The sequence below is a fragment of the Actinocrispum sp. NPDC049592 genome (assembly GCF_040675465.1).
Classification (GTDB): domain Bacteria; phylum Actinomycetota; class Actinomycetes; order Mycobacteriales; family Pseudonocardiaceae; genus Kibdelosporangium.
Genome location: NZ_JBFAPA010000002.1, coordinates 75,726 through 96,732, shown reverse-complemented (window position 1 = coordinate 96,732; position 21,007 = coordinate 75,726). Strand labels below are relative to the sequence as shown.

Here is a 21,007-nt window from a genome sequence, read left to right as displayed (position 1 = left end):
CCAGCCGTTCCTGCTTGTCCTCGCTGAGCCAGATCTGGATCCGCTCCAGGACGTCGTGGGTCAGCGCGTGCGCCGAGTCGATCACGTCGCCGTTGGCCGCGATCGAGACGATGACGTCGTCGGACTCGGCTTCCGCCACGGTGATCGGCGTCCACTCGACCCGGAACAACGAGTCGTTCTTCGCCTGCTTGGTGATCGGCTCGCGCAGCCCCAGCGAGCCGACCGATGCGACCGGGTTGCCTGCGGTGTCGGCGATCGCCAGCGAGAACGACGAGGTTCCCGTCTTGGCGACCTTGACGCGGACGTCCGTGGCGCCGGTGGCGTGGAAGGCCACGCGGTCCCAGGTGAACGGAACGCCGTCGAGCCCCAGCAGGATGCCAGCGTGCAAAGCCGCGTCCAGCAAGGCCGGGTGGATGGCATAACTGTCCTCTTCGGACACTCGGATCTCGGCGACAACGTCCTCGCCGACCTGCCAGGCCTTCACCATACGCTGGAAGGCGGGCCCGTAGTCGAAGCCCTTGTCCGCGCGGCCCTGGTAGAACTCGGTGACATCGATCGGCTCGGCGCCGGCCGGTGGCCATTCTGCCGCCTCGAACATCACCGGCTGCTCGGTCGTCGTCAGGACACCGGTCGCGTGCCGGGTCCAGGGCTGGCCGTTCGCGGTCCGCGAGGACACCGTCACCGGCCGCCGTCCCGCGTCCTCGCTGCCCACCCACACCTGGATCTGCACGTTGTCGTGTTCGGCGAGGATCAGCGGCTGGGCCATCGTGATGTCCTCGATGGCCGCGCAGCCGACCTCGTCCCCAGCCCGGACCACCAGCTCCAGGAACGCCGTGCCGGGCACGAGAACCGACCCGTGGATCACGTGGTCGGCCAGCCACGGGTGGGTGTGCAGGGAAAGTCCACCAGTGAACAACATCCCGGTGTCCGCCAGCTCGATCGCCGCGTCCAGCAACGGATGGTCGATCCCCGCACCGGTCACCCGCCGGCGCGCGCTCGGCCAGTACCGCTCGTGCTGGAACGCATACGTCGGCACGTCAACCCATTGCGCCCCAGGCAACACCTGCGCCCAGTCAAGCTCAACCCCGGACACATACAGTTGCCCAACCGCCTCAGCAATGGACCGGTCCTTGCGCTGCAACGCGATCGTCGTCGCCTCCTCCGGCAACGACTCCCGCGCCATCGCCGTCAACACACCATCCGGCCCAACCTCAACAAACCTCGTGACGCCAGCCTCGTCGAGCGCCTTCACATGCTCGCTGAACCGAACCGCCTCCCGAACATGCCGCACCCAGTACTCCGGCTCCGACACGGGCGAGAACATCGGAATCTGCGGCTCACCGAATTCCAGCTCCGAGACCACTGCCCGGAACTCATCCAGCATCGGGTCCATCAACGGCGAATGGAACGCATGCGACACCTTCAGCCGCTTCGACTTCTCAAACCGCCCAGCAATCGCCAGCACCTCAGCCTCATCACCAGCGATGACAACCGAATCCGGCCCATTCACCGCCGCAATCCCAGCCTTCTCAGTCAGCTGCGGCCGAACCGCCTCCTCACTCGCCCGCAACGACACCATCGCCCCAGCAGCCGGAAGCGCCTGCATCAACCGCGCCCTTGCCGACACCAACCGCCCCGCATCCGCCAACGACAACACCCCAGCCACATGAGCAGCGGCAATCTCACCAATGGAATGCCCCACCACATAGTCAGCCCGCACACCCCAAGACTCAACAAGCCGATACAACGCCACCTCAAACGCGAACAACGCAGGCTGCGTGAACCCCGTCTGACTCAACACCTCGGCATCATCACCCCACATGATCTCCCGCAACCCCGGCTCCAACACCCCGAGAGCAGCATCAAACGCCTCCGCGAACACCGGATACCGCTCATAGAGATCCCGCCCCATCCCCACCCGCTGAGACCCCTGCCCAGCGAACAAGAACCCAGTCTTTCCACCACCCACAACCCCACTGACCACCGCCGACGACTGGCCATCCGCAAACGCCCGCAACGCCCCCACAACCCCACCCAACTCCCCACCAACAACAGCAGCCCGATACTCAAACCCAGCCCGCCCAGTCCCCAACGACAGGGCCACATCTCCCAACCCACCAGCCGCGCCAGGCGCACCGAGCCGACCATCCGCCGCCCCGGAGCCAACCGCACCCAAGCCACCAGCCCTCTCACCCTCGCCGACCAGGGGAGCAGCCGCCTGCCCAGCCATGCCAGCCGCACTCGCGGCGTCAGCTCGCTCACTGTCCTCCAGGTAGTCCGCGAGTCGTTCGGCCTGAGCCCGCAGGGCCGCCTCGGTCTTGCCCGAAAGCACCAGCGGCACCACCCCAGCCACCACCGGCGCCGAGATCTCCGAAGCCACCCCCTCCAGGATCACGTGCGCATTCGTCCCACTGATGCCGAACGACGACACGCCCGCCCGGCGCACCCGCCCGACCTCAGGCCAGGCCGTGTCCTCAGCCAGCAGCTCGATATCGCCCTCGGTCCATTCCACATGCGACGACGGCTCGGTGAGGTGAAGGGTCCGAGGCAGCACGCCATGCCGCATCGCCATGACCATCTTGATCACGCCAGCCACGCCAGCGGCCGCCTGGGTATGCCCGATGTTGGACTTGATCGAGCCCAGCAGGAGTGGCACCGACCGGTCCTGACCGTAAGTCGCCAAAAGAGCCTGCGCCTCGATCGGGTCACCCAGCGTGGTTCCAGTGCCATGCGCCTCAACAGCATCAACATCCGACGTAGACAACCCCGCCGACGCAAGCGCTTGCCGAATCACCCGCTGCTGCGAAGGACCATTCGGAGCAGTGAGACCGTTAGAAGCCCCATCCTGGTTCACCGCCGAACCCTTCAGAGCCGCCAGAATCCGGTGCCCGTTGCGGATGGCATCCGACTGGCGTTCCAACACCAGCATCCCCACACCCTCAGCCCAACCCACACCATCAGCCGAGTCCGAGAACGACTTACACCGACCATCAGGAGCAAGCCCACGCTGCCGCGAGAACTCCACAAAAGCCAGCGGAGTCGACATCACCGTGACGCCACCCGCCAAAGCCAGCGAACACTCCCCCGACCGCAAAGCCTGAGCCGCCAGATGCATGGCCACCAGCGAAGACGAGCACGCAGTGTCCACAGTGACCGCAGGCCCCTCAAGCCCAAAAGTATAAGAGATCCGGCCGGAAGCCACACTGCCCGCACTGCCGTTGCCTTGGTAGCCCTCGAACTCCCCACCACCCAACAAAGTTCCGTAGTCGTTGTACATCACGCCCGCGAAAACACCGGTCTGGCTGCCCCGCAACGAAAGCGGGTCGATCCCCGCCCGCTCAACAGCCTCCCACGACACCTCCAGCAACAGCCGCTGCTGAGCATCCGTCGCCAGAGCCTCGCGCGGGCTCAACCCGAACAAGTCAGCGTCGAACTCCGCGGCGGTGTGCAAGAACCCACCCTCGCGCGTGTATGAAGTTCCTATGTGCGAAGGATCCGGGTCATACAGACCATCGAGATCCCACCCGCGATCAACCGGGAACCCAGAAACCGCGTCGACACCATCAGCCACCAACCGCCACAGGTCCTCGGGCGAGGAAACTCCACCCGGGTATCGACACCCCATCCCCACAATGACGATCGGGTCATCCGAGACGAGAGCGCCGGACACCACCGGCGCCACAACATCCGTCCCGAACAGCGACTCCAACAGGAACCCAGCCAACGCAGTCACCGTCGGATAGTCGAAGACAACCGTTGCGGGCAAACGCATCCCGGTGACCGTGCCCAAGCGGTTGCGGAGTTCGACGGCGGTCAACGAGTCGAACCCGAGGTCCTGGAAAGCCCGCGTCGAGTCTACTGAGGACCCATTGGCGTGGCCCAAAACCATCGCGACCTGAGTGCGCACGAGGTCAACAAGCACCTCACGGCGCTCACCCTCGCCCAGCCCGGCCAACCGCTCGGTAAGCGGAGTGGCCGAAGCGGAGCGCCGCTTCGGCGCCCGGACCAGGCCCCGAAGCATGTGCGGCACATCGCCGAGAGCCCGGATCACCGGCAGGTCAAGCCGAACCGGCACAACAGCGCCCTTGCTGGAAGCCATCGCCGCATCGAACAAAGCCAGCCCCTGCGAGACACTCAGCGGCGGCAGGCCGGACCGGTTCATCCGCTCGATGTCGGTGTCGGTCAACGTGCTCGTCATCCCGCCGGCCTGCGACCACGGCCCCCACGCCAGGGAAACAGCCGGAAGTCCCTGCGCTCGGCGATGTTCGGCCAGTGCGTCGAGGAACGTGTTGCCCGCCGCGTAGTTCGCCTGCCCCGCGCCGCCGAACGTCCCCGCCACCGAGGAGAACAGCACGAACGCCGAAAGGTCCATGACCTGGGTCAGCTCGTGCAGGTTCCAGGCAGCGTCGACCTTGGGCCGCAGCACCGCGTCTATCCGCTCGGGTGTCAACGATCCGAGCACGCCATCGTCCAACACCCCAGCGGTGTGGATCACCGCCGACAACGACTCGCCGGCCAGCAAGGATGCCAGCGCATCCCGATCGGTGACGTCACAGGCGACCACCCGCGCCGACGCACCCAGCGAAGCCAACTCCGCCACCAGGTCAGAACCACCACCGCGACGGCTGACCAGCAACAGATCACGAACCCCTTGTTCGGCAAGGTGCTTGGCAACGAGACGCCCGAGACCACCGGTCCCACCGGTGATCAGCACCGTCCCGTCCCAGGTGTGCGAAGCGTCCGCGGTGACCCGAGCGAGACGCGCCACGCGCACCTCGCCGTCCCGGATCCGCACCTGCGGTTCATCCAAGCCGAGAGCCGCAGCGACTTCCAGAGAACCGTCGGTGTCCACGAGCATGAACCGGCCCGGCTGCTCGACCTGTGCCGACCGCACGAGACCCCAGACCACCGAGGCCGCAAGGTCGCCTCGAGTCACGAAGGCCAGGCGCTCATCGGTGCCCTGAATGCGGTCAAGCACAGCGGCCGCCACGGCGTGAGCCGAAGCCACGACGTCCTCACCAGCGCTGACCTCGACGATCGTGTAGTCGCCGGAAGCCTTGGCCAGCTTGGCAGTCACCCACTCGACACTGTAGAGGTCGTCCGCGACCGGTTGAGCCTGGGCCCGGACGGTCAGCGAGCCGATCGACGCAACCGGAGCGCCTGCGGAGTCGGCGATCTCGACCGACACCGTGTCAGAGCCAAGGAGCCGCAACCGGACCCGCACCGACGAAGCACCAGAAGCGTGTAGCGACACGTCTTCCCAGGCGAACGGCACACCACGGTCGCTCACGCCCAGCAATCGGGCCGCGTGCAGGGTCGCGTCCAGCAACGCCGGGTGAATGCCGAACCCGGTCTCCTCGGAAGCCAGGCTGACCTCGGCGAACACCTGGTCACCGGCACGCCAGGCGGCGGTCAGCCCCTGGAACAGCGGCCCGTAGTCGAAGCCGTCCGCGGCCCGGCCGTCGTAGAAGTCGGTGACATCCACACAGTCAGCCACCGGCGGCCAGTCGGCCAGCTGGAAGCTCGGTGAGACCGCCGCGGACAGGAACCCACCGGCGTGCTGCGTCCAATGCTGCTCGTCCGCCCGCGCGAACACGCCGATCGACCGGCGCCCATCCTCGTCCGGCGTACCCACCCGCACCTGCACCTGAACCCCAGAGCGCTCCGGCAACACCAGCGCCGCACCCAAGGTCAACTCGTCGATGCGCTCGCATCCGACCTGCTCACCGGCCCGGAACGCCATCTCCACGAACGCCGCGCCCGGCACCAGCACCGAGCCCTGGACGACGTGCTCGGCCAGCCACGGGTGCGTCGAGATCGACAACCGCCCGGTGAACACCACGTCGTCGGAGTCGGCCAGCTCGATCGTGCCGCCCAGCAACGGATGCCCGGCCGCGGTCAGCCCGATCGCCGCTGCGTTCCCGAGCGCCCGGGCCGCCTTGGGCCAGAACCACTCGTGCTGGAAGCCATACGTCGGCAAGTCGACAATCCGCGCCCCGGGCAACAAAGCGGACCAATCCATCGCGATTCCTGCCACAAACAGCTCGCCAACCGCCTGCGCGATCGGCCGCCCCTTGCGCTGCAACGGAATGAAGACCGCCTCATCCGGCAACGACTCCCGCGCCATCGCCGTCAACACACCATCCGGCCCAACCTCAACAAACCTCGTCACACCCACATCACTCAACACCGTGACGTGATCCGCGAACCGAACCGCCTCCCGCACATGCTGCACCCAGTACTCCGGCTCCGAAACAGGAGACAACATCGGGATCCGCGGCTCCGCGAAGGTCAACTCCGCCACCACAACCCGGAACTCATCCAGCATCGGGTCCATCAACGGCGAATGGAACGCATGCGACACCTTGAGCCGCTTCGACTTCTCAAACCGCCCAGCAATGGCCAGCACCTCAGCCTCATCACCAGCGATGACAACCGAATTCGGCCCATTCACCGCCGCGATCCCCACCCGGCCGGTGAGCAGCGGAACGACCTCTTCCTCGGTCGCCCGCACAGACACCATTGCTCCACCAGCCGGAAGCGCCTGCATCAACCGTGCCCTTGCCGACACCAACCGCCCCGCATCCGCCAACGACAACACCCCAGCCACATGGGCAGCGGCAATCTCCCCGATGGAGTGCCCCACCAGATAGTCGGCCCGCACACCCCAAGACTCGACAAGTCGATAGAGCGCCACCTCAAACGCGAACAACGCAGGCTGCGTGAACCCCGTCTGACTCAACACCTCGGCATCATCACCCCACATGATCTCCCGCAACCCCGGCTCCAACACCCCGAGAGCAGCATCAAACGCCTCGGCGAACACCGGATATTGCAGGTAGAGGTCGCGCCCCATGCCCAACCGCTGAGACCCCTGCCCCGCGAACAAGAACCCAACCTTCCCGCCGCTCACACCCCGACCGACAGCCGCCTCACCGTCAGCAACGGCTCGCAACGCCGCAACCGCTTGGTCCCCATCCGCAGCCACGATCGCAGCCCGGTGCTCGAACGGCGACCGGCTCCTAGCCAGCGAAAACGCCACATCGCCGAGCCCAGCCACGCCACCAGAGCCAACCGAGAGACCAGCGTCGAGCTTCCCGTCCTGCGCCGCGAGATGTGCCGCCAGACGCTCGGCCTGCGCCCGCACCGCGTCGTCACTCTTGCCCGACAGCACCAAAGGCACTGGCCCCTCGCTCGGAGCCGCCGTGGCCCCGGCCTCCGCATTCACCCCCTCCAAGATCACATGCGCATTCGTCCCGCTGATGCCGAAGGAGGACACACCAGCCCGGCGTGCCCGGCCCGTCTCTGGCCACTCAACTTCGTCAGTGACCAGTTCAACGGCTCCCTCGGTCCAGTCCACATGCGACGAGGCCGAGGTGACGTGCAGTGTCTTGGGCACCACGCCGTGCCGCATGGCCTGGACCATCTTGATCACACCGGCCACACCGGCAGCCGCCTGAGCGTGCCCGATGTTGGACTTCAGCGAGCCCAGCAGGAGTGGCGCCGACCGGTCCTGACCGTAAGTCGCCAAAAGAGCCTGCGCCTCGATCGGATCACCCAGCGTGGTTCCAGTGCCATGCGCCTCAACAGCATCAACATCCGACGTAGACAACCCCGCCGACGCAAGCGCTTGCCGAATCACCCGCTGCTGCGAAGGACCATTCGGAGCAGTCAAACCGTTAGAAGCCCCATCCTGGTTCACCGCCGAACCCCGGACAACAGCCAGGATTCGGTGCCCATTCCGCACAGCATCCGACTGGCGTTCCAACACCAGCATCCCCACACCCTCAGCCCAACCCACACCATCAGCCGAGTCCGAGAACGACTTACACCGACCATCAGGAGCAAGCCCACGCTGCCGCGAGAACTCCACAAAAGCCAGCGGAGTCGACATCACCGTGACGCCACCCGCCAAAGCCAGCGAACACTCCCCCGACCGCAAAGCCTGAGCCGCCAAATGCATAGCCACCAATGAAGACGAGCACGCAGTGTCCACAGTGACCGCAGGACCCTCAAGCCCGAGGGCGTAGGAGACGCGGCCGGAGGCGATGCTGGGGGCGCTGCCGTTGCTCTGGAAGCCTTCGAACTCGGTACCCGACAGAATGGTGGCGTAGTCGCTGTACATCACGCCCGCGAACACACCGGTCCGACTGCCGCGCAACGCAAGCGGATCGATCCCGGCCCGTTCAACAGCCTCCCATGAGACCTCCAGCAACAGCCGCTGCTGCGAGTCCATGGCTACGGCTTCACGAGGGCTCAACCCGAAGAACGAGGCGTCGAACGCGCCGGCCTCGTGCAGGAACCCGCCCTCGCGGCTGTAGGTGGTGCCGAAGTGCGCGGGATCGGGGTTGTACAACGAGTCGAGGTCCCAGCCGCGGTTGACCGGGAACCCGGACACCGCGTCCACACCGGACGAGACCAGCTCCCACAGGTCCTCCGGCGAGGAAACCCCACCGGGGTAACGACATCCCATGCCGACGATGACGATCGGGTCGTCCGAGACGATGGCGCCGGACACCACCGGAACGTCGACATCCGCCCCGAACAACGAGTCGAACAGGTACGCGGCCAGGGTGTTGACGGTCGGGTAGTCGAACGTGAGCGTGGCAGGCAGGCGCAAGCCGGTCTCGGCGGCCAGCCGGTTGCGCAGGTCGACTGCGGTCAACGAATCGAAGCCCTGCTCCTGGAACGCCCGTGTCGGATCGATGGTGTCGGCGGTGGCGTGCCCGAGAACCAAGGCGACCTGAACACGCACGAGATCAACAAGAGCGGTCCGCCGATCGGCCTCGGTCAGCCGCGCGAACCGGTCAGAGACGGCCGAAGCCACGCCGGCGGTCCGCCGCGTCCGGGTTTTGATCAAGCCGCGGAATGCGTATGGCACCTCGCCACTCGCCCGGAGAGCTGCCAGATCGAAGCGAACCGGAAGAACCGCCGGAGTCCCAGCAGCGAGAGCCGCGTCGAACAAAGCCAAGCCCTGCGCGGGTTCGATCGGCGGCATCCCGGCCCGGGCGAGCCGCTGCATGTCCGCTTCGGACAGTGCGCTGGTCATCCCGGATGCCTGCGCCCACGGCCCCCACGCCAACGAGGTCGCCGGAAGGCCCTGAGACTGCCGATGAACGGCCAAAGCGTCGAGGAAAGCGTTTGCGGCAGCGTAGTTCGCCTGCCCTGCACCGCCGAGCGTGCCGACTACCGATGAGAACACGACGAACGCCGACAGATCCTGAGTCAGCGAGTGCAGGTTCCAGGCAGCATCCACCTTGGACCGCAGCACGGTCGCGAACCGTTCGGGAGTCAGCGACTCGATCACGCCGTCATCGAGGACACCAGCGGAGTGGATCACCGCGGTGACCGGGTTCGCGGCGAGCAACTCGGCCACAGCATCCCGATCGGCCATATCACAAGCATGGACCCGAGCGGTCGCACCGAGATCCGCAAGCGACGCCACCAACTCGGCAGCACCCGGCGCTTCCAGACCACGACGGCTGACCAGCACCAGATCCCGAACGCCTTGCCCCGCGAGATGCTTGGCGATCAGAGCACCCAATCCACCTGTACCGCCGGTGATCAGCACAGTGCTGTCCGGCGCCCATTCGAATGTGTCGATCGCGGCCACCCGGGCAAGCCGGCCGATCTTCACCTCACCGTCACGAATCACCAGCTGCGGCTCACCAGAGGCCACCGCGGCGACAAGGTCCGAGCTGCCATCGGAATCAACGAGAGTGAACCGGTCCGGGTGCTCGATCTGTGCCGACCGCACCAGACCCCACACCGCCGCCGCGGCCAAGTCCGAGCCATCGACAGCACCTCGGGTAACGAACACCAGACGCGAGTCGTCCGCCAACGCGGCCTGAACCCGTTCCAACGCCGTTGTAGTTGCGGCGTAGACATCACCTTCGACAGCAACCGTCTCGAAGTCCACAGTGGCATCACCAACGCTGAACGGCACCCAGTCCAGCCGGAACAACGGGTCCCGAGAAGAACCGGCCGTCGACATCGGACGCAACACCAGAGACTCAACGCAGGCAACCGGTCCACCAGCAGGGTCGGTCAGCGCGATGGAAACCTCATTCGGGCCCACCGGGGACATCTTGACGCGGACCGAAGTCGCACCCTCGGCATGTAGCGAGAAACCCTGCCACGAGAACGGCAACACGCCAGGCTCAGCGAGTGCGCCGAGCGCAGTGGCCCGCAGAACGGAATCCAGCAACGCGGGATGCAGGCCGAACAGGGAAGCGTCGGCCCGGTTCTCCTCGTTCAGCGAGACCTCGGCGAACACCTCACCATCGCGCTGCCAAGCGGCCGTGAGCCCTCGGCAAGCAGGACCGTAGTCGAACCCGTTGGCAGTCAGCTGCGAGTAAAGCCCATCCAGGTCAATGATCTCGGCACCTGCGGGCGGCCATTCCACACTGTCGAAGTCAACCGAGACGGCGCCCGTGGTCAACAGCCCGGATGCGTGCTTGGTCCACTCGACTGTCCCTGCTGGACGCGAATAGAACGCCACCGACCGCGACCCGGACCCTTCCGGTCCGACGGCGACCTGGATCTGCACGCCGCCTTGCTCGGGAACCACCAGCGGCGTCGACAAAGTCAGCTCCGCCAGGGTGTCACACCCGACGTGATCGCCGGCCTGAACCGCCAACTCGACAAAAGCCGTTCCAGGCAACAGCACACTGCCCCTGATCCGGTGATCGGCCAGCCACGGATGGGTTTGCAGCGAAACGGTACCGCTCAGCAGCGACTCACCAGGCGAATCCGCCAACTCAACAGCGGACGACAACAAGGTCCGGCCAGCCGACGGCCAGTAGCGCTCATGCTGGAACGCGTAGGTAGGCAGGCCGATCCGCTGTGCTCCAGGAACCAAGGCCGCCCAGTCGATCCGACCGCCGTGCACCAGCAGCTGACCGAGCGCGGTCATCGCGGACAACCCCTCGGGGCGATCCTTGCGCAGCACCGGAACCAGCACGGCCGAGTCCGGCAACGACTCGCGAGCCATCGCGGTCAGCACGCCATCCGGCCCGATCTCGACAAACCTCGAGACTCCAGCCTCGTGCAACGCCCGCACATGATCCGCGAACCGAACCGCCTCCCGCACATGCCGAACCCAGTACTCCGGATCCGAAACAGGCGACAACATCGCGATCCGCGGCTCGGAGAACTCCAACTCCGAAACGACCGCACGGAACTCATCCAGCATCGGATCCATCAACGGCGAATGGAAAGCATGCGAGACCCGCAGCCGCTTGGACTTCTCAAACCGCGAGGCAATCGTCAGAACCTCAGCCTCGTCACCGGCAACCACCACCGACGTAGGCCCGTTCACAGCCGCGATCCCGACCTGCGAGGTCAACAAAGGCGAGACCTCGTCCTCGGTCGCCCGCACCGAAACCATCGCGCCGCCCGCAGACAACGCCTGCATCAGGCGAGCCCGAGCGGTGACCAACTTGCAGGCGTCCGAAAGCGACAGCACCCCAGCAACATGAGCGGCCGCGATCTCACCGACCGAATGCCCCACCAAGTAGTCGGGCTTGACACCCCAGTTCTCAAGCAACCGGTAGAGGGCTACTTCGAGAGCGAATATGGCGGGCTGCGTGAACTCGGTGCGGTTCAGCGCCTCCGCATCCGCACCCCACACAACAGAACGGACAGCAGGATCCAGACCGGCGAGAACGGCATCGAGAACGCCAGCGAAAACATCGAATCGGTCATAGAGGTCCTTCCCCATGCCAAGCCGCTGGGAACCCTGCCCAGCGAACAGGAATCCGGTCTTGCCGGGCACCGGTGACCCGGTCAGCACGCCCAGTGCCGGGCGGCCCTCGGCGAGTGCGGCCAGGCCTGCCAACACCCCGTCGCGGTCCTCGGCGACCACGGCCGCCCGGTGCTCGAAGCCCGACCGGCCGGCCAACGAGAACGCGGTGTCCGCAATGGACGCTCCGGCTTCGAAGTGCTCCACCAACCGGGCGGCCTGCGCGGACAGGGCTGCCGGGCTCTTCGCGGACAGCACCAACGGCGGGGGTGTCTTCACCGCGACAGCCGTCGCCTCGGCGTTCACGACCTGTTCCAGGATCACGTGCGCGTTGGTGCCGCTGATCCCGAACGAAGACACCCCCGCCCGGCGCACCCGGCTCACCTCGGGCCAGGCGACCTGTGAAGTGATGAGTTCGACAGCACCCGCAGTCCAGTCCACATGCGACGAAGGCGCGTCGACGTGGAGGGTCTGGGGCAGCTCGCCGTGCTGCATGGCCTGGACCATCTTGATCACACCGGCGACACCCGCGGCCGCCTGAGTGTGACCGATGTTCGACTTGATCGAGCCCAGGAGCAACGGGTTCTCGCGGTTCTGGCCGTAGGTCGCGAGCAGCGCCTGCGCCTCGATCGGGTCACCGAGAGTGGTCCCGGTGCCGTGCGCCTCGACAACGTCGACGTCCGAAGTAGACAGGCCAGCAGACGCAAGCGCTTGCCGGATCACTCGTTGCTGCGACGGGCCGTTTGGCGCGGTCAGGCCGTTGGAGGCGCCGTCCTGGTTGATGGCCGAACCCCGGAACACAGCTAGGATGGGGTGGCCATTGCGGATGGCGTCCGACTGGCGCTCCAACACCAGCATGCCGACGCCTTCAGACCAGCCCACACCGTTCGCGGACTCGGAGAACGACCGGCACCGGCCATCGGGAGACAAGCCACGCTGCCGTGAGAACTCCACAAAGGACCGTGGAGTCGACATCACCGTGACACCGCCGGCCAGCGCCAGCGAGCATTCACCGGACCGGAGCGCCTGCGCCGCCATGTGCATGGCCACCAACGAAGACGAGCATGCGGTGTCCACAGTGACCGCTGGCCCCTCAAGACCCAGGGTGTAGGACACGCGGCCGGTCACGACGCTGGCGAAGCTACCGTTGATGACGTGGCCCTCGAACTCGTCGCGCTCAAGGACCTTGCCGTAGTCGTTGTACATCACACCGGCGAAAACACCGGTCTGGCTGCCGCGCAACCCCACCGGGTCGATCCCGGCACGTTCGACCGCCTCCCACGACACCTCCAGCAACAGCCGCTGCTGAACGTCGGTGGCAAGCGCCTCGCGCGGGCTCATTCCGAAGAAGGCCGCGTCGAACTCGGCCGCGGTGTGCAGGAACCCGCCCTCACGCGAGTAGGACGTGCCCGGGTGATCCGGATCGGTGTTGTACAGGGCATCCAGGTCCCAGCCACGGTCAGTCGGGAAGCCAGAGATCGCGTCGGCGCCGTCGGTGACCAGCCGCCACAGATCCTCGGGCGACTCGACCCCACCCGGATACCGGCAGCCCATGCCGACGATCACGATGGGGTCGTTGCCGACCAGCACACCGGGGATCACCGGCGAAAGCACGTCCGTGCCGAAGAGTTCGTCGACGAGGTGGCCGGCCAGGCCGGCCACGGTCGGGTAGTCGAAGATCACCGTGGGCGAGAGCCGCAGCCCGGACTTGGTGCTCAGCCGGTCGCGCAGCTCGATCGCGGTCAGTGAGTCGAACCCGATCTCCTTGAACGTCATCCCGCCGTCGATACCCGCCGCCTCGGCCGCCAGCACCGCAGCCGCCTGCGCCCGAACCAACTCGGCCGCCGCAGTCAAGCGCTGCTCAGCGTCCAGCCCGGCCAGGCTCTGCGCGAATGAACCATTCGCCGCCCCAGCCTGAGCGGCCCGCCGGGTCCGGCGGACCAGACCACGCAGCGCCGACGGGACCTCATCACGTTCCCGCAGGCCAGGCAGGTCAAGCCGGACCGGAACGACCACGGGTTCACCCGAGGCGAGCGCAGCATCGAACAGCCGAAGACCGTCCGCGCCTTCAAGGGGAAGCATGCCCGCCCGGGCAAATCGTTGCATGTCCACATCGGACAGGGACCCGGTCATGCCGCCGAGTTCTTGCGCCCACGGTCCCCACGCGAGCGACAGCGCGGGAAGGCCCTGAGCGTGCCGTAGGCGCGCAAGACCGTCGAGATATGCGTTGGCGGCGGCGTAGTTGGCCTGTCCGGCGCCGCCGAGGGTGCCGATGACCGACGAGAACATGATGAACGCGGCCAGATCCATGTCCTGGGTCAGTTCGTGCAGCGCCCAGGCGGCGTCCGCCTTGGTCGCCAGCACGGTATCCAGCCGCTCCGGGGTGAGCGAGGCCAGCAAGCCGTCGTCGAGAGTTCCCGCAGCGTGGACAACCGCGGTCAACGGTCCGTCCAGACTGGACAGAAGCTGAGCGAGGGCGTCCCGGTCGGTGACGTCACAGGCAGCGACGGTGATCGAGGCGTCCAGGTCCTCCAGCCCCTCAACGACGCCACGGCGACTGACCAGAAGCAGATGGCGGACCCCATACTCGGTCACCAGGTGCCGGGCCAGCAGGCGGCCCAGACCACCGGTACCGCCGGTGATCAGCACCGTACCCTCGGGATCCCAGGCGGGAAGCTCTTGGACAGGCGCGACTTTGACCAGACGTCCGGCGTAAAGCTTGCCATCGCGGACGATCTGCTGTGGTTCGTCGGTATTCAGCGGTGGAAGGTCGCCGTCGCTGTCCACGATCACGAACCGGCCCGGGTACTCCACCTGAGCCGCCCGAACCAGACCCCACACCGCTGCAGCCGCGAGGTTGTCCTCGAACGCGCCCCGAGTCCGAACCACCAGTTGCGAGTCCACGTTGGACTGGAGCGCGGCCAGAACGGTGTGGACGTCCGTGCCCTGAACGACCGGAGCATCCAGGGAACCACCGGCCACCGGCACCCAGTCCATGCGATACAGCGAATCCACGCTCGTGAGCTGCGCGGCCGACGGAACCCGCATGACCAGCGAGTCCACCGTCGCCACCGGCTGCCCAACGCCGTCAGCGACCGAGATCCCAACAACCTCCGGACCAGCGGGAATGACCTTCACCCGCAGCGCCGACGCGCCGACAGCGTGCAGCGAGACGCCCTGCCACGAGAACGGCAGCGCCCCGGCCAGGCCAGCGAAGTTGGTGGCGTGCAAGACCATGTCGAGCAGGGCTGGGTGCAGGCCGAACGCGTTGGCCTCCCTCTCCTCGTCGACGTTCAGGCCGACCTCGGCGAACACCTCCTCACCGCGCCGCCACACCGCCCGCAACCCCTGGAAAGGCGGGCCATAGGCGAAGCCACGGTCGGCGAGCTGGTCGTAGAACCCATCCAGATCAACGGACTCGGCGCCCACCGGCGGCCATTCCGTATCGAAGGAACCAGCCGAAGCGCCCCCAGCCAGCACACCGGTCGCATGCTGGACCCACGCCTGCTCGTCGGCCGAGTCCGGCCGCGCGTAGATCCCCAGTGACCGGCGGCCCGATTGGTCCACACCCACCGAGACCTGGACGTGCACACCGCCCCGCTCAGGCAGGACCAGAGGCGCCGACAAAGTCAGTTCCTCGACGGTGTCGCAGCCGACCTCGTCCGCGGCCCGCAGTGCGAGTTCCAGGAACGCGGTCCCAGGCAACAGGACCGATCCGTCGATAACATGCCCGGCCAGCCACGGATGAGACTGCAGCGACAACCTGCCGGTGAACAACACCTCGCCCGGCGACCCGGCCAGTTCGACCGCCGCACCCAGCAGTGGGTGCTGAGCTGAGGTCAGACCAATCGCCGACGCACTCCAGCCGCGCACTGGTTTGGGCCAGTACCGTTGGTGCTGGAACGCGTAAGTCGGCAGGTCAACGCGCTGAGCATCGGGGAAGAACGCCTTCCAGCCGACCGGGACACCGGCCTCGAACAGCTGGCCAACGGCCTGAGCGATCGCGGTGTCCTCGCCACGGTCCTTGCGCAGCAGCGGAATCAGAACGTCGTTTTCGGACAGTGACTCGCGAGCCATCGCGGTCAGCACGCCATCCGGCCCGATCTCGACGAACTTCGAGACCCCAGCCTCGCGCAGCGCCTCCACGTGGTCCGCGAACCGAACCGCCTCCCGCACATGCCGGACCCAGTACTCCGGTTTCGAAACAGGCGACAACATGGGAATTCGCGGCTCCGAGAAGTCCAGTTCGGCGACCACAGCCCGGAACTCGTCCAGCATCGGGTCCATCAACGGCGAGTGGAACGCGTGCGAGACGCGCAACCGTTTGGCCTTCTCGAACTGCGCGGCGATAGCCATCACTTCGGCTTCATCGCCCGCGATCACGACCGAGCCCGGCCCGTTCACCGCCGCGATGCCGACCTGCGAGGTCAGCAACGGCGCGACCTCCTCCTCGGTCGCCCGCAGCGAAACCATCGCCCCACCAGCCGGAAGCGCTTGCATCAGCCGGGCCCGCGCGGACACGAGCTTGCAGGCATCCTGAAGCGACAGCACCCCCGCCACATGAGCGGCCGCGATCTCACCGATCGAATGCCCCACCAGATAGTCCGGCCGCACACCCCAGGACTCGACAAGTCGATAGAGCGCCACTTCCAGCGCGAACAACGCGGGCTGCGTGAACCCGGTCTGGTTCAGCCGCTCGGCGTCCTCACCCCAGATGACATCCGGCAACTCGGAGTCCAGCTCGGCCAGCACCAGGTCGAAGGCGTGCGCGAACACCGGGAACCGCGCGTACAGCTCACGCCCCATCCCCAGCCGCTGCGATCCCTGTCCCGCGAACAGGAATCCAGTCTTGCCCGCCACCGGCCCGGCCGCCGTCCCATCCTCGGCGAAGGCCCGCAGCGCGGCAACCGCCTCATCGCGATCAGCCGCCACGACCGTCGCCCGCTTGTCAAAGGCGGTCCGGGTCGTTGCCAGCGAGAAGGCCACATCAGCCAGCTCGACATCCGCGCCGAGCCAGTCAGCCAGCAGCTCCGCCTGTCCCCGCACCGCCCCCTCACTCTTCGCGGACAGCACCAGCGGAACAGGCCGTGAGTGGTTTTGCGTGGCAGAACGAGCAAAATCACTCACGACCCCCTCGACGATGAGGTGGGCGTTGGTGCCGCTGATGCCGAAGGAGGAGACGGCGGCGCGGCGCACGCGGTCGAGCGCCGGCCACTCGGCTGGCGACGTGAGCAGTTCGATCGAGCCGGCCGTCCAGTCCACATGGGACGATGGCGCGTGGACGTGCAGGGTCCGTGGCAGAACGCCGTGACGCATGGCCTGGACCATCTTGATCACACCGGCGACACCGGCGGCCGCCTGGGAGTGACCGATGTTCGACTTGATCGAACCCAGCAGCAGCGGGTTTTCGCGGTTCTGGCCGTAGGTGGCCAGCAGGGCTTCGGCCTCTATGGGGTCGCCGAGCTTGGTGCCGGTGCCGTGGGCCTCGATCGCGTCGACGTCCGCAGTGGACAGTCCAGCCGACGCAAGCGCTTGCCGGATCACGCGTTGCTGAGAGGCGCCGTTCGGAGCGGTCAGACCGTTGGAGGCGCCGTCGGAGTTGACGGCGGAGCCGCGGATGACGCCAAGCACCTGGTGGCCGTTGCGTTCGGCGTCCGACAGGCGCTCCAGCACGATCATGCCGACGCCCTCGGACCAGCCTGTCCCGTCGGCTGTGTCGCTGAACGACTTGCACCGGCCGTCCCCGGCCAGCCCGCCAAGCTTGGCGAACTCGACGAAAATCCCCGGCTCGGACATCACCGTGACACCACCGGCCAGCGCCAGCGAGCATTCCCCCGCCCGCAGCGCCTGCGCGGCCATGTGCAGCGCCACCAGCGAAGAGGAGCACGCGGTGTCCACAGTGACCGCTGGCCCTTCGAGGCCCAACGTGTAGGCGAGCCGGCCGGACAGCACGCTCGGTGTGGTGCCGACGAGCACGTACCCCTCGGCCTCACCGGACGGTTCATGCAGGCGTGGACCGTAGTCCTGGGCCATCGCACCCACGAAAACGCCGGTACGGCTGCCTTTCAGCGCGGCCGGGACGATCCCGGCGCTTTCCAGGGCCTCCCAGGACACCTCGAGGACCAGACGCTGCTGCGGGTCCATGGCGACGGCCTCCCGCGGCGAGATGCCGAAGAACGCCGGGTCGAAGTCGCCCGCGTCGTACAGGAAGGCGCCCTTGTGCCCGGTCAACTCCCAGCCACGGTCCAGCGGCAGGTCACCGATGGCGTCGATCTCGTCGACCAGCAATCGCCAGAGGTCGTCGGGCGACTGCACACCGCCCGGGTACCGGCAGCCCATGCCGACGATCGCGATCGGCTCGGTGGAGCTAGCAATGACAGCATCGCTGTCACTGACAACCCCAACCAGTGCGGACACCAGGTGGTCGGTCAAGGTCTCAGGCGTGGGATAGCTGAACAGTGTCGTGCTGGACAGCTTGAGACCAGTGGCTGAGTTGAGCCGCACAACCAGCTCCACGGTCATCGTGGAGTCGTAACCCAGCTCCTTGAACGGCATCGAGACGTCGAGCTGCTCTGGATCGGAGATCCCCAGCACCGCCGCGGTCTCGATTCGCACGAGCCAAGCGACATCCAGGCGCTGATCGGCATCGGTCGAGACCGGCTGCGGCCGCTCCTGCGCCGCCGGGATCCCGGTGGGCGCGGAGACACCGTCGAGCCAGTAGCGCTCCCGCTGGAAGGCGTAGGTCGGCAGAGAGGTTCGACGAGTCCCGGGGACCAGCCGGGACCAGTCGACCTCACCACCCTGGACATACAGCTCGGCCAACGACTTGATGAACCTCCGCAGCCCACCTTCGTTGCGGCGCAAAGTCGGCACGGTCACCGGAGTGTGCCCGGCGTGCTGGATGCAGTCCTGCAGCGCACCGATGAGCACGGGATGCGGGCTGCACTCGACGAAGGTGGCCAGTCCCTCGGCGGCGACGGTACCGAGGGCCTTCTGCAGTTCGACGGCCTGACGCAGGTTCCGGTACCAGTAGTCGGCGTCGAGTGACGCGTCCTCGACCAGCTCACCGGTCACCGTGGAGTACAAGGGGATCTCGGGCACGCGCGGCTGGATGTCCGCGAGGACCTCGCGCATCTGCTTCTCGATCCGGACGACCTGCGACGAGTGCGAGGCGTAGTCGATGTTGATCCGGCGTGCCTCTGGCCACTTCTCGATCAGCTCGTTCAGCTGCTCCAATGGCCCGGACACGACCGTCGACGCGGGCCCGTTCACACCGCCGATCGACAGCTGCGGGTGCAGCCTCGCCTTGACCTCGTCCACCGGCAGCAGCACCGAAGCCAGGCCGCCCTTGCCGGACAGGTGGTCCTGGAGCAACTTAGTACGCTCACATACCACCTTGGCACCGTCCGCGAGGGACAGTGCACCCGCGACACATGCAGCGGCCACTTCACCCTGGGACTGGCCAAGAACTGCCGCGGGCTCGATCCCAGCGGCTCGCCACACAGCGGCCAGGGAGACCATCACAGCCCATAGCGCGGGCTGAACGACGTCGACGCGGTCGAGCGAAGGCGCGTCAGGTTCGTCGCGCAGAACGGAGGTCAGCGACCAGTCGATGTAAGGCGCCAGTGCCTCGGCACATTCGGCGATCCGGGCCGCGAACACCTCGGACTGGTCGAGCAGATCGCCGGCCATGCCCACCCATTGCGAGCCCTGGCCGGGGAAGACGAACACCACCGGCCCGGCTGCCGCTGCCGAGCCGGTGATGACGTCCGCGGATGAGCTGCCGACTGCGAGTGAGCGCAGGGATGTCAGCAGCTCCTCACGATCCCCGCCGACCACCACACCCCGCCGCGGGAACCGGGTCCGGGTCGTGGCCAGCGAGAAACCCAGGTCCTGGACCGGGATCTCCGGGGAGTCCTCCATGAACGAGTACAGCCGGGCGGCCTGCGCCCGCAGCGCCTCATCGTCCCGGCCGGACAACGGGAACGCCACCGGGGCGCCGGTCCGGTCCGCAGTCACCGGCCGGGTTTCCGGCGAACCGGAGACGACGATGTGGCAGTTGGTACCGCCGACCCCGAACGACGACACGCCAGCGAGGCCGCCAGGCCAAAGAGTTGTGTCCCGGACGATGTCCAGGTTCCGTTCCTCGAACGGGATCTCGGGGTTGGGCCGCTCGAAGTTCAGGCTGGGCGGCACCATCCCGTTGCGCACCGACAGCGCGACCTTGACCAGCCCGGCGATCCCGGCGGCGGCCTCGAGGTGCCCGATATTGGTCTTGACCGAACCGGTCAGCAGCGGCGTGCCGGGGTCGCGGCCGGCGCCATACACAGCTCCCAGAGCGGAGGCCTCGATCGGGTCGCCGACCTTGGTCCCGGTGCCGTGCAGTTCCACATAGGACACCTGCGAGGGGTCGAGACCGGACCGCCGGCAGGCAGCCCGGATCACGGCTTCCTGAGCATCCGGATTTGGAACGGTCAGTCCCTCGCTGGTGCCATCGTTGTTGACCGCGCTGCCCTCGATGACACAGTAGACTTCGTCACCATCCACAATGGCTTGAGCAAGCTGCTTCAACAGAACCAGCGCGCCACCTTCACCGCGCACGGTCCCGTTCGCGCGATCGTCGAACGTGTACGCGCGCCCATCCGGCGACAGCGCACCAAACCGTTCCATGCCGACAGCGCTCTCCGGCACGAGGTTGAGCTGAACACCACCGGCCAGCGCGATATCGGACTCACCCCGCCGCAGGCTCTCGCACGCAAGGTGCACCGCGACAAGGGAAGAAGACTGTCCAGTGTCGACGACCAGGCTGGGTCCCCGCAGTCCCAGGAAGTACGAGAGCCGGTTGGCGATGATCGCCCGGTTCGTCCCGGTCAGCGTGTGGTGCCCGATGTCCGCGAGACCACCGAGTTTGGCATAGTCATCCGCAGTGACGCCAACGAACACACCGGCGTTGGAGTCGCGCAGCGCCGACGGCAGGAACCCGGCGTCCTCCAAGGCCTCCCAGCCCAGTTCGAGGGTGAGCCGTTGCTGCGGGTCCATCGCGCGCGCCTCACGCGGCGAGATCCCGAAGAAGCCCGCGTCGAACCGGTCCACGCCGTCCAGGAACGCGCCCCAGCGGTTGGCGCCCTCGCCCGTCCACCGTTCGGCCGGGACCTCGCCCACCGCGCTGACACCGTCACACAGCATCCGCCAGAACGCCGCCGGGCTGGGCGCCGACGGAAAGCGGCACGCAATTCCCACAACGGCGATCGCGTCTCGGTTCAA

The 21,007-nt window shown here is 67.0% G+C and carries 1 protein-coding gene (running past one end of the window); it reads right to left on the bottom strand.

What is annotated here, in order from left to right:
- A protein-coding gene (locus tag AB0J95_RS07090) for an SDR family NAD(P)-dependent oxidoreductase (protein ID WP_364753587.1) crosses the window boundary here: on the bottom strand, positions 1–21,007 show its 5' portion. Its footprint begins 6,389 nt before the window's first position; the window shows 21,007 of its 27,396 coding nt (coding positions 1–21,007); it begins with the start codon at positions 21,005–21,007; its stop codon lies off the left edge, out of view.